The sequence below is a fragment of the Amycolatopsis silviterrae genome, from assembly GCF_042684085.1.
In the GTDB taxonomy this organism is placed as follows: domain Bacteria; phylum Actinomycetota; class Actinomycetes; order Mycobacteriales; family Pseudonocardiaceae; genus Amycolatopsis; species Amycolatopsis silviterrae.
Map to the genome: position 1 here is coordinate 450,064 of NZ_JBHUKS010000006.1, position 11,848 is coordinate 461,911.

At 69.5% G+C, this 11,848-nt stretch carries 12 protein-coding genes; 7 read left to right on the plus strand and 5 right to left on the minus strand.

Features of this window, described 5'->3' with window-relative positions; genetic code table 11:
- Positions 1–3 precede the first annotated feature (3 nt).
- The 3 genes from ACFSVL_RS11005 (at position 4) to ACFSVL_RS11015 (ending at position 4,101) form a co-directional block, all read left to right on the plus strand.
- The gene (locus ACFSVL_RS11005) at positions 4–1,110 is read left to right on the plus strand and encodes an acyl-CoA dehydrogenase family protein (protein WP_378303092.1); all 1,107 of its coding nucleotides are present in this window, start codon (positions 4–6) and stop codon (positions 1,108–1,110) included.
- Positions 1,107–2,636 carry an AMP-binding protein gene (locus ACFSVL_RS11010; RefSeq protein WP_378303094.1) on the plus strand — a complete coding sequence of 510 codons (1,530 nt, stop codon included), beginning with the start codon at positions 1,107–1,109 and terminating at the stop codon, positions 2,634–2,636. The genes ACFSVL_RS11005 and ACFSVL_RS11010 overlap by 4 nt, the downstream gene beginning before the upstream one ends.
- A gap of 1,036 nt (positions 2,637–3,672) precedes the next feature.
- Positions 3,673–4,101: a YybH family protein gene (locus tag ACFSVL_RS11015; RefSeq protein ID WP_378303095.1), complete on the plus strand. Its 429-nt coding sequence runs from the start codon at positions 3,673–3,675 to the stop codon at positions 4,099–4,101.
- A 24-nt stretch (positions 4,102–4,125) separates the two neighbouring features.
- On the opposite strand, the gene ACFSVL_RS11020 is transcribed toward ACFSVL_RS11015, so the two are convergent.
- Positions 4,126–4,962, minus strand: a complete 837-nt coding sequence (locus ACFSVL_RS11020) for an endonuclease/exonuclease/phosphatase family protein (RefSeq protein ID WP_378303097.1) — start codon at positions 4,960–4,962, stop codon at positions 4,126–4,128.
- An 18-nt stretch (positions 4,963–4,980) separates the two neighbouring features.
- Positions 4,981–5,526, minus strand: a complete 546-nt coding sequence (locus ACFSVL_RS11025) for a YceI family protein (RefSeq protein WP_378303099.1) — start codon at positions 5,524–5,526, stop codon at positions 4,981–4,983.
- 149 nt (positions 5,527–5,675) lie between these two features.
- On the opposite strand from ACFSVL_RS11025, the gene sigJ reads away from it, so the two are divergent.
- Positions 5,676–6,602, plus strand: a complete 927-nt coding sequence (gene sigJ, locus ACFSVL_RS11030; RefSeq protein WP_378303101.1) for an RNA polymerase sigma factor SigJ — start codon at positions 5,676–5,678, stop codon at positions 6,600–6,602.
- An 88-nt stretch (positions 6,603–6,690) separates the two neighbouring features.
- The gene (locus tag ACFSVL_RS11035) at positions 6,691–7,059 is read left to right on the plus strand and encodes a hypothetical protein (protein WP_378303105.1); all 369 of its coding nucleotides are present in this window, start codon (positions 6,691–6,693) and stop codon (positions 7,057–7,059) included.
- Positions 7,060–7,402: 343 nt separating this feature from the next.
- Here ACFSVL_RS11035 and ACFSVL_RS11040 read toward each other — a convergent pair whose 3' ends face one another.
- Entirely contained in the window at positions 7,403–7,771 is a 369-nt protein-coding gene (locus ACFSVL_RS11040; protein WP_378303107.1) for a thiamine pyrophosphate-dependent enzyme, read from the minus strand.
- 17 nt (positions 7,772–7,788) lie between these two features.
- On the opposite strand from ACFSVL_RS11040, the gene ACFSVL_RS11045 reads away from it, so the two are divergent.
- A complete protein-coding gene (locus ACFSVL_RS11045) occupies positions 7,789–8,136 on the plus strand; it encodes a helix-turn-helix domain-containing protein (protein ID WP_378303109.1) in 348 nt (115 codons plus the stop codon).
- A gap of 127 nt (positions 8,137–8,263) precedes the next feature.
- On the opposite strand, the gene ACFSVL_RS11050 is transcribed toward ACFSVL_RS11045, so the two are convergent.
- On the minus strand, positions 8,264–9,628 hold the full coding sequence (locus tag ACFSVL_RS11050; RefSeq protein WP_378303111.1) for an FAD-binding oxidoreductase: 1,365 nt from the start codon (positions 9,626–9,628) through the stop codon (positions 8,264–8,266).
- 3 nt (positions 9,629–9,631) lie between these two features.
- Positions 9,632–11,086, minus strand: coding sequence for an MFS transporter (locus ACFSVL_RS11055; protein ID WP_378303112.1), 1,455 nt, complete (start codon positions 11,084–11,086; stop codon positions 9,632–9,634).
- Between the two features lie 112 nt (positions 11,087–11,198).
- Here ACFSVL_RS11055 and ACFSVL_RS11060 point away from each other — a divergent pair, with 112 nt between their 5' ends.
- The gene (locus ACFSVL_RS11060; RefSeq protein WP_378303114.1) at positions 11,199–11,846 is read left to right on the plus strand and encodes a TetR/AcrR family transcriptional regulator; all 648 of its coding nucleotides are present in this window, start codon (positions 11,199–11,201) and stop codon (positions 11,844–11,846) included.
- Positions 11,847–11,848: the final 2 nt, after the last annotated feature.

Consider the following 11,848-nt stretch of genomic DNA (forward strand, 5'->3'; position numbering starts at 1 on the left):
GCGATGTCCACTGTAGACGGTTATCAGGACCGGATCTCGGAGGCGCTGCGAGGACTGGGACCGGACGCCGGGATCGGCACGGTATGGCGCGCGCTCGGGGAAGCCGGGGCACTCGCCGGGCTGTACCCGGCGGGTGTCGTCGACCCCGCCCGGCTCGGCGCGCTGCTGCGGGCGATCGATGCCCGCGGCGACAACGGAATCACCTTGAGCGTGCTGGTTCACGCGGCGAGCGCGGTGCCCCTGCTCGGCGCCGAGGCGAAGCCAGGCACCGTGCTCGCGGCCGTACACGACCGTGCGCTCGCCGGAGGAACCATGCTCGCGCTGGCCGCGACCGATGCCGCCGCCCCCGGTTCCGACCTCGCCGGGCTCGGCACCGAGATCGCGGCCGACGGCGGCGAACTGCGGCTCTCCGGCGAGAAGCGCTGGATCACCTCGGCCGGCGCCGCCGACGAACTGCTGGTACTGGCCAAACACGGACCCGGACGGCACTTCACGAACTTCACCTGGGTGCTGGTTCCCGCGGACGCCCCCGGAGTGCGGATCACACCGGCCAGCACGACTCTGCTCGCCGGTTCGGCCACCGCGCACATCGAGTTCGACCAGGTTCGCCTGGACCCTGGACGTCTTGTCGGCCGCCGGGGCAGGGGATTGGCCTCGTTCGCCCGGATCATGGGCGGTGAACGGCTCGGCGGCGCGCTCTGGGCGGTCGCGATGACCAGCCGGGTGCTCGCCGACACCCGCGAGCGGTTGCGGGGACGGGAGATCGACGGCACCGCGTTGGCGGACAACGCAGCGGTTCGCCAGGATCTCGCCCGGTGCCTGGTCCGGGTGCATCAGGTGCGGGCGCTGGCCGAGGTCGTCGGCGAGGACGTCGTGACGGGCCAGGGCCTCGCCGAGGGCGCGCTGCTGAAGGCCGCCGTCGGCCCGGCGGTGGACGAAGTGCTGTCCCGGTGCGCGCAGCTGCAGGGCGCGGACGGCTACTCCCCGGGCGGCGCCCAGTGGATCCGAGCGGAGGCCGGGGTGTTCGGGATCGGCGGCGGCACCACCGAGCTGATGCTGGAGGCCGTCGCCGACGCGCTCGAGCCGCTGCTCGGCAAGGCCCGCTCGTGACCGGTTCCCGCGTACCGACTCGAACGCTGTACCGGCGTTTCGCGGACTCCGCCGAGAGATTCGGCGACCTGCCCGCGCTGGAGGCCGGCGACGAGCGGCTCAGCTACCGCGAACTCGCCGAGGCCGCCGAACGGATGGCCGCCGGGATCATGGCCGCGACCGGGGGAGCGCCACCGGGCCGAATCGGTCTCACCGCCGCGCGAACGCCCGCGACCTTCGCCGGATACCTTGCGGTGCAACGGCTTGGGCGGACAGTAGTGCCGCTCAACCCGGCCGCTCCGGCAACCCGGAACAAGCAGATCGTCCAAGCCGGCGCGGTCGGGCTGGTGCTCGGCGGCACCGACGACCTCGGCCCGCCGGCGATCCCGCTGGACGATCCCGCCCCGCAGTCCGTCCTGGTACCAGAGCACCGGGACGACCCCACGTCCACCGCGTACATCCTGTTCACCTCGGGTTCGACCGGCACCCCGAAAGGCGTGCCGATCACGCATGCCAACGTGTCCGCGTACCTGGACCACGTCATCGCACGCTACGATTTCGGGCCGGGCGCGAGGGTGTCGCAGACCTTCGACCTGACCTTCGATCTGTCGGTCTTCGACATGTTCACCGCGTGGAGCACCGGCGCGGCCCTGGTCGTGCCGGCCCGCGGCGACCTGCTGGCCCCGGTCCGGTTCGTGGTGCGGAAGGAGATCACCCACTGGTTCTCGGTGCCGTCCATGGTGTCCTTCGCCAAACGGATGCGGGCGCTGAAGCCGGGCAGCATGCCGACCTTGCGCTGGAGCCTGTTCTGCGGCGAACCGCTCACCCTGGCGCACGCCAGAGCCTGGGCGGCGGCCGCGCCGCACAGCGTCGTGGAGAATCTCTACGGCCCGACCGAATGCACCATCAGCTGCTCCGAGTACCGGCTTCCCCCGGACTCCGGCCAGTGGCCGACCCCGACGAACGGCACTGTCCCCATCGGACACTTGTACCCCGGGACCGAACATCGGATCCTGGACGCGGCAGGCAAACCCGCGGACAGCGGGGAACTGGTCGTCCGCGGCGCGCAGAGATTCAACGGCTACCTAGACCCGGCCGACAACGTCGGACGCTTCCTGACCATCGAGAACGGCCTGGCCCGAGTCCACGATGGCGAGCGGCCACTAACCCCGGAGCACTGGTACCGGACCGGTGATCGCGTCTCCCGTGAGGACGGGCTGCTCGTCCACCGGGGACGGCTGGACCACCAGGTGAAGATTCGCGGCTACCGGATCGAGCTCGGCGAAATCGAATCAGCGCTGCGCGATCTGCCGGGAGTCGTGGATGCGATCGTGGTGATGCTCGCCGCAGAGGGCGAAGAGCCCGTGCTTGAGGCGGCGTGCGCGGGAACGGGAATCGACCCCGAATCGGCGTTGGCCGCGTTGCGCACCCGGCTGCCCGAGTACATGGTCCCGCGCCGGATCACCGTCCTCGCCGAACTGCCGTTGAACGCCAACGGCAAGATCGACCGAGGCGCGGTGAGCACGAAGATCCTCGAACTACGCTGAGCGGTTGTTGCCCTTCATCAAGGCGGCCGAGGCCGGGTGCGGTGGGGAATCTCAAGGTGCCGGGGGAGTCGTTGCCTGTCTGACCTGCGGCGATGGCTTGTTCGGCGGGTAGGGCAGGATCGTCGGCCAGGTCGCTGCGTCTGCTCTGCCTGATCTTCCTCCTGCTGGTGGGCCTGCTGGTGTCGCTCGGTCGTTCGTCAGCGTCCGAGAACATCGAGTTGCTGGTGCTGCGCCACGAGGTCGCCGTACAGCGCGGAGGCAACCCGAAACCTCGTCTGGATGGGGCTGGCCGGGCTGTGTTCGCCGGGCTGATCGAACGGATGGCTGCAGGAACCACAGCTGGGGCCGCAAGAGGATCCAGGGTGAGCTGCTCAAGCTTGGCCACCGGGCCGGGTCCTCGACGGTCCGGCGGATTCTGCAGCGGGCGCGCATGCCTCCGGCGCCGGACCGACGTACCGACACGACCTGGCGGCAGTTCCTGCGCACGCCGGCCCCGACGATGACAGCAGATCCGCAACCTCGTGATGGAGCCCGGCGATCGAGGCGACGAGTTCAGAATTCTCATCCGCGACCGGGTTGGCCAGTTCGCGGCGTCCTTCGATGCCGTCCTGGCGGACGTGGGCATCGAAACAATCAGGATTCCGCCGCCCGGCGTGTGTCCATCCCCGGCGCGCCGGACAGCTCGTTCGAGGAGCTTCCGCCCGAGAGCGTCCGCCAGGCGATGCTCGCGCAAGGGCTCCCCGAAGAGGTTCCGCGCGGCTGCTGGGCTCGCCGGCCGACTATGCCCAGCGATCGGGCCCGACCGCGGACACGGTGGAACGGGTGCTGGACCGCCCTGCGCTCACCTTCGGCGCGTGGGCCGCCGAGCCTTCCGGAGCTGAGCGGATGACCACGATGGTGATGACTCCCTGCGGCGAGAACGTCGTGCCGCCTGACAATTCGGTGGGTTGCGTCGTCGGACTACTGAAACCACAGGGACCATCGCCGGCCGAAAGGGTCGCGGTCAGGGTTCTTGAACGGCGAAAGGGAGAACACGATGACGTCGATCGATACCGGCATCAGGGAATTCTTGGCGAGCCGAATCGAAGCCGCGAAGGTGAAAGACATCGATCGGCTCATGTCCCACTATTCGCCCGGCATTGTCTATTACGATGTCGTTCCCCCGCTCCGGTTCGCGGGAACCGACGAGGTCCGCGGCAACTTCGTGCGGTGGTTCGGCGGCTACGACGGACCCATCAGCCTGCGGACGCACGACCTTGAGGTCGCGGTGAGCGGCGACGTCGCGTTCGCGCACATGCTTCACCTGGATTCCGGGAAGCGCACGAACGGGCTGGAAACCTCGATCTGGGTGCGCTCGACCGTCGGTTGCCGGCGGTCGAACGGCGCGTGGCTGATCACGCACGAGCACATCTCGCTTCCGATCGACATGAAAACCCTGCGGGCCTGGTTCCCACCGGAGGGGTGAGCCAGGCCCGCAGGCAGCACCGGATCACGTGTCCCGGTCGATCTCGACGTCGACGACGACGCCGTAGTGGTCACTCGGCCAGATCCCATCGGCGGGCTGGTCGAAGGCGAGGCCGGCCGTGCGGATCTCGCAGCGTGCTTTCGGATGGGCGTGCCAGGAACCGGTGAACACGTAGTCGAGCCGGCGGCGGTGCCCTGGCTGGCGCACGACCTGGTCGAGCAGGGCGGCGGCGTTGCCGTTGTCGGCGCTCCAGGTATGGCCCGGCCCGTCGCCGGCGACTTCCCAGGCGTCGTGGTAGTGAACACTGCGCCCGCCGAGCGACTGGCGCCCGGTGAGAAAGCGGATGCTGGACGCGTCCGGACCGGCGTTGAAGTCGCCCGCGATGATCGTCGGCAGGTCGGTGCGGTGCCGGGCGTCGAGATCGGCGAGCGCGAGGGCCTGCTGCTCGCGAACGGCTTCGGCGTCCAGCCGCCAGGACGCGGTGGCGGAGATGAACAACAGCTCGCCCAGGTCCGGAAGCGCGACCTTGGCCGCCAGCGTGCACCAAGGAACGTCGCCGGCCCCCGCCAGGCGCAGATCGAGGACCTCCACGACCTGGTGGGGCCAGCGGGTGGCCACCGCGTTGCCGCCGTAGCGATCGGCGAACGGCGGCGCGTAGGCCAGCTCGGTGGCCTGATGGGTGCCGAGCAGCCCGGTGCCCTCCAGCAACTCGTCGAGCTGCCGCCGCCCGTCGCCCTCGACGACCTCCTGCAGGGCGACCAGGTCAGGAGCCAACCGGCGCAACTCCTGGTTGAGCAGGCCGGCGCGCCGGGGGTCACCCTCGGTGTTCTGAACGTTGATCGTGACGATGCGTACCCGCATACGTTCCCTCCGTCCTGGTCAGGCCTGCCGGACCACGGCGACGTCGAACTCGAGCCGCACCTTGCCGCCGACCGCGGCACTGGTCGCGACGTTCCAGTTCACCCCCCAGTCGCCGCGGCTGATCGTGACGCCGCCCCGGAAGGTGACCCGCAGGTCGCCCATCCGGTCGTTCTCGGCACCGGTCAGCTCGAAGTCCACGGCGACCGGCTTGGTCACGCCGCGGATGGCCAGGTCGCCGGCGACCTTGAAGGCGGTCTCGCCGACCTGGTCCACCGCGATCGAGGTGAACGTGATGGCCGGGTGGTCGCCGGCGCCCAGGAACTTGCTGCTCAGTTGCTCGTCGCGCCGCTCGTTGCCGGTCTGGATGCTTTGCGCCTGGATCGTGAGCCGTGCGCCGGATTTCGACGGGTCGCCGCCGTCCAGGTGCGCACTGCCTTCGAACTCGTCGAACCGGCCGCGCACTCTGGTGCCCATCGTGTGCCGGGCGACGAACCCGATCCGCGTACGGGCGGTGTCGAGAACGTAGTCGCCGGTCAGCTCGCTCAGCGCGGTCATCGTGGTCATGCTTGGTCGCTCCTAGCCGGGACGGTGTTTGGTTCAGTGGTACGACGAGACACCCTCGCCAAACGTGAGGCCGGCACGTCGCCTGACATTTCGGCAGGGTGTCTCGTCGGACCGCTGAGAGCGGACGCACCAGAGGAAAGCGGGACACCATGACCACCCCAGCCGAGCCGGCGGACAGCGGGCTCGATCCGAGCCTGAGCGCGATCATGGGTGAGCGACGGCAGCTGATCAACCTCGCCTATCGGCTGCTCGGTTCATTGGCCGACGCCGAGGATGTGGTGCAAGAGACCTACGCTCGCTGGTACGCCCTGTCCCGGCAAGAGCAGGAGGCCATCGAGTCCCCCGGAGCCTGGCTGACGACGGTCGCCAGCCGGATCTGCCTCGACCTGCTCGGGTCGGCACGGGCCCGGCGGGAGCGCTACGTGGGCGAATGGATCCCGGAGCCGGTGCCCGACCGCGCGGAGTGGGCCTCCGCGCGACCTGACGGTGACCCGGCCGACCGGGTCACCCTCGACGAGTCGATCACCATGGCCTTCCTCGTCGTGCTCGATACGATGACCCCGGCCGAGCGCGTCGCGTTCGTCCTGCACGATGTCTTTCGCTACTCCTTCGCCGAAGTATCCGGGATCGTCGGCCGTACGCCCGCCGCGTGCCGCCAGCTCGCCTCCTCGGCCCGGCGCCGCATCCGTGCGTCGCAGGCCCGCCCGGCCCCGGCGGCGCAGCTCGGCGGCATCGTCCGGGATTTCAGGCTGGCCTGGGAAGCCAAGAACATCGACGTCCTCATCGGCCTCCTCGACCCTGACGCTCTCGCGATCGGCGACGGCGGCGGCCTCATCAGCGCCGCGCTCCATCCGGTCGAAGGCGGCGAACGGATCGCGCGTTACCTGATCGATCTCGTCAGCGGCACCCCCGCACTGGCGATCCTGGAGCGCACGGTCAACAGCCAGCCCGGCTTGGTGCTCCAGGCGGACGGCGTCACCACGGCAGTACTGGCGTTCGAGATCGCAGCCGGCCGGATCAAGCACATCTGGGGAGTGCGCAACCCGGACAAACTCCGGCTTTGGACCGCGGGCTGACGCGCGCAGATCGCCCTGGAGACCAAATGGGGCGCACCCGACCGGCAGGGAGTCAGCAGAGAAGCGGCTGGCTGATGCGGAGTCGCGGTTGCGCCGCCATCAGGCGGCGATCGAGGCGGGCGTGGACCCGGCTGCTGTGGATCCGGCTGCTGTGGTCGAGGCGATCAACACGGCGAAGGCGGAGCGGGAGGCGGCGCGCGCCGAGTTGCAGCACTTGCCCAAGGCGACCGTGATCGAGGCGGCGGAGGTGTACGCGCGGCTGGATTCGGTGGACGACGTGGCCCGAGTGCTGAACTCGCGGACGCCGGAGCGGATCACGCGGGTCTACCGGGGTCTCGGCGCACAACTCCGCTATGACAATGAAAAAGAGGCGGTCGTAGTGACCGCCTCTCCCCACGTGTCTAACGTGTGTGTCCGAGGGGGGACACTATCCACACTGTTGCCGCTGCGACGTTGATCACCGATCAACGTCGATGCTGAACGGCAGAGCAGGCAGGTCGTAGCGGTGCGTGCGGAGCTGCTCGCCGAGGCTGAGCGGACCAGCTGAGCGGCGGCGGCGTCCGGTGGGACGGGACGTTCCGGAGATCCATGAGCTGAAGGAGGCTGTGCCGGACGGGTCGGCCGGGCCACGGAGAAACAGCGGTCCGGGCTGCGTCCGCAGCTGTCCGATGTGGACGAAGACTTGAGTGGCCGGACCGCCTTCCGGAGAACAAGTGCAGACGTATCGCCGGTTCCTGACACGGGCGCCGGCCGGGGAAGCCGCGGCTGTGTCCGGCAGCGCTCCCGTCGGTGGGACACCGTCAATGGGGGCGGTGTCCGGTGACAAGGACTTCGACCAGAGACGGCGCATCGGATGCGATCGCCCTGCCAAGAGCGTCAGTGAGGTGGGCAGTGTCGCGCACGCGGGTGGCCGAGATGCCGAAGAAGTCGGCGGCTTTGGTGAAGTCGAGGTGGGGCGGGGCAAGGTCGAGGCCGGGATAATGGCCCATCGCGGTAGCGCGGCTCTCCCACCGGTCGAGCGTCTCCTTGAGGGTGCGGTACTCGCCATTGTTCATGACGACGAACGTCACCGGGACCTGGTACCGGGCCGCCGACCAGAGTCCCTGCAGGCCGAACATCGTGCACCCGTCGCCGAGAACCGCCACGACGGGACGTTCCGGGTTGCCCATGCGGGGACCGGCTCCAGATGGCCCGGTCGCTGACCGACCTCAGCCACGTGTACTCCTTGCTCAAGGACTACTCGCGGGCGAGGACGCTGATCCGGCGGGCAGGCAACGTCGCCCGGGATTGCCACGCGGAGCTGCGCACCGTGCCGGACACCCCCGTCGCGACGGGCGGCGGCTCTCAGGAGTCGGTGCTCAGCGAGGCTGAACGGCGGGTCGCGGTGTTGGCCGGGGCCGGGCACACCAACAGGGAGATCGCCCGCACCCTCTACATCACGGTCAGTACTGTCGAGCAGCACTTGACCAAGGTTTACCGCAAGCTCAGGGTGACTCGCCGCACCGAGCTGCCCACGAAGATGGTGGGCCGCTGACAACCGGCCGCGTTGCGCGAGCGCTGTGCCGCGGCGGCAATGCCGGCAGGGTTTCGATCACCGCGGCGCACTCCGCCGCCGCGCCCGTCGCGGCCGCACCATCTTCGATTCCGAACTCGGCTTCCCGCTAACCGGGCGGGATGTTGTGGTTGTGCCCCAGCAGGTTTCCCGGGTCGTGCCGACGTTTCAACGCGGTCAGGCGCCGATAGTCCTCCCGGGTGTATGCCGTTGCGGTGAGCCGCGGATCGGTGAGGAAGTTCAGCACTGCCCCGCCGGTCCGGTGCGGTGCCAGCTCGTTGGCGAGCATCAGATCGCCGATCCGCGAACTGGTCGCGGCGGACTTCAGCAACACCGAGAAAGGGACGTCGCGGTGGCCGACCGGGCCGGCTCCGGCGTCCGGCCGGGCCATCGCCCCGCCCCAGTGCCGGATGTTCACCGCTGTCGAAGCGTCGACGAGGTCGCCGGTCAACGCGGCGACGACCGGATCGGACAGCTCGGTGAACATGTCTATGCGTTCACGAGCGGCCTGCGACGGTTCCGGCGGCCCGAACATCCTCAGCAGCTCCGGATAGGTCATCGGGCCGAGCTCGCCCGTGAGCGGGCGTCCGCCGGCCGCCCACAGCGGCGCCAGCCACTGCTCGGTGACGGCGGGCGCGGCGAGCGAACACGCTCCGACGCAGACGACCTGCTTGCCGCCCAACGGCGCGGGTACCTCCGGCGGGAGGGTGAGGAGAAACACGGATGTGCTGAGGTCGTCCGGTTCGGTCGCGGCCCAGTCCCGGTAGGTCCGGAGAAGCGTTCCGGCGTTGCCGCCGTCGAAGAACTTGAGCCCGGCGTAGACGCGGGACACCGCGTAGAGCCGCATCGACAGCTCGGTCACCACGCCGAAGTTCCCGCCGCCGCCTCGCAACGCCCAGAACAGTTCGGCGTTCTGGGAGGCGTCCGCGGTGAGGACGTCCCCGTCGGCCGTCACGACCTCGGCCCGTAGCAGGCTGTCGGCCGCGTACCCGTGCTTCCGGGACAGCCAGCCGGAACCGCCGCCGAGCGTGTAGCCGGCGACTCCGACTTCCGGGCAGTACCCGGACAGCGGTGCGAGGCCCACCTTCGCCGCGGCGGCAACGACATCGCCCCACAGCGCTCCGGCTCCCACGCGCGCGACCCGGCGGGAGGGATCGATGTCGATGTGGTTCAGCCGCGGCGTGGCCAGCAACAGCCCGCCGTCGCAGGGCCGGACAGTGCCGTGACCTGTCGACTGCACAGCGAACGGCAGTTCATGGTCGCGTGCTGTCCGAACCGCCGCACGAACGTCCTGTGCGGTCGCGGCCTCCGCGACCACAAGCGGCCGCTGGTCGATCTCCCGACGCCAAGGCCGCCGCAGCGCGTCGTACCGCGCGCTGCCGGGAACGTGCACCGCACCGCTGAAGCCGAGCCCGAGCCCGTCCGCCACCAGGCGGCCGCGCGCGGCGCAGCGGCCGGTCTCCGAGGTACTCACAGCTCAGTGCCGCTGCGGTTGCGGTCGGGTGTTGATGAGAACTGCCGCCAGCACCGCCGCGACGACCAGGATGCCCGCCGCCCAGCCGCAGGCAGTCCGGTAGCCGTACACGTTTCCCTCGATCTGGCCGGCCGTCGCGTGCGCCGCCAGGTAGGACGCGGTGGTGCCGGCGGCGATGGTGTTGAGCAACGCGGTGCCGATCGACGCGCCGATCTGCTGGGACGTGCTGACGAACGCCGAGATTACGCCGGTGTCGCTGGGGGCGACCTCGCGAGTGGCGGTGTTCAGGCTCGGCGACATGACCGCGCCGGACCCGAGGCCGACCAGGATTTCTGCGGGCAGGATGTGCGCGAGGTACGAACTGTCCGGCGTCAGGAACGTCAGCAGGAACATGCCTCCCGCGGCGATCAGCAGGCCGGGGGAAATGAGCGCTCGCGGCGGGACCTTCGGCAGCAGCCGGGCGACGATCTGCGTTGCGGTGACCGCGCTCATCACCATCAGCGGCAGAAAGGCGCAGCCTGCCTGGATCGGCGAGTAGTGCATGACCGTCTGCAATTGGTAAGTGACGAACAGGAACATGCCGAACGTGCCGATGAAGTTCAGCGCGACCGACAGGAAAGCGCCGACCCGGTTGCGTGCCGAGACCACCTTCAGCGGCAGCAGAGGATGACGCACTTTGCTCTGCAGCACAATGAAAAGCGCGAGCAGCACCACGGCGGCGGCCAGCGTGCCGAGCACCAGGCCCGAGGTCCAGCCGGACGCGGCCGCCTGCCCGAAGCCGAACACCAGCGCGGCCATCCCGCCGCCGCCGGTGATCGCTCCTGCGATGTCGATCCGCGCTCCGGACTGGCCGGGGACATTGGGCAGCACCAAGGCCGCGCCGACGCCGGCGGCGACCGCGATGGGAACGTTGACGTAGAGGCACCAGCGCCAGTCCAGGTACTGGGTGAACACCCCGCCCAGGATCAGCCCCGCGGCTCCGCCGGAGATCAGCACCGCGCTGAAGATGCCGAACGCCTTGGCGCGTTCGCGATGGTCGGTGAACATCGTGACCAGCAGGGACATGGTGGACGGCGCGAGCAGCGCGGCGAACAGCCCCTGCAGCGCGCGGGAGCCGATCAGCATGCCCGGGTTCATCGCGGCCCCGCCGAGCGCGGAGGCCGCGGCGAACCCGGCCACCCCGACGAGCAGGGTCTTCTTGCGGCCGACCAGGTCGGCGATCCGGCCGCCCAGCAGCAGCAGGCCGCCGAAGGCGAGGGTGTAGGCCGTCACGACCCACTGTCTGCTCGCGTCCGACATGCCCAGGTCCTGCTGGGTCGTGGGAAGCGCGATGGTCACGATCGTGGTGTCCAGCACCACCACCAACTGGGCGAGCGCGATCACCACCAGGCCCCACCACCGGGTCGCGGGAGGGGGAGGACTGGTGGTGGGCACTGGCGTGGCCGTGGGGTTCGTCATGTGCGCGACGCCTTCTCGTGAGATCCGAGGCCGAAACCATATTCGGCGAAATACGGTTCGGTTATACTTCCTGTTACGGTCGCCGTCAACAACCGGGAGGGGAAGGAAGGCCATGAAGGGGTCGCAGAGTCAGGGGATCCGCAAGGCCAAGGCAGAACAGACCGTGCTCGCCCTCAAGGAAGCGGCCAGGAAACTGTTCGCCGAGCGCGGCTATCTGGCCACGAAGATCACGGACATCCTGGCCGAGGCGGGTCGTTCGGCCGGCGTGTTCTACGACCACTTCGCGAGCAAAGAGGAGCTGCTGGAGGCGTTGATCGCCGACTTCCAGTCCGACGCCGCCGCCGGGGCCGCCGCCATGGACTGCGCCGCGGACGAACACGACCTGTCCGACCGGTCGCAGCTGCGCGCGCACATCGAGGTCTTCTGGCGCACCTACACTTCGCACTTGCCGGTCATGGTCGCGATGTTCCAGGCGTCCATGGTGGACGAAGGGGTGACCGCAGGGTTCGGCGAATGGCTCAACACCACCATGTTGCACCAGCATCTGGAGCACCTGGAGAAACGCGGTGTCGCGCTCGCGGGCGAGCCGGCCTTGCTCGCGTCCGCTCTGAGCAGCATGCTGTTGCAGTTCGCCTACGTCTGGCTGGCGACCGACGGACGGGCCCCGGGGGGAACCGGAGCCCGTTCCGCGCCGTCCGCCGACGAGGCCGTCGACATGCTGACTTCGCTGATCCACAACGGAATCGTGGCCAAGAACTAGGA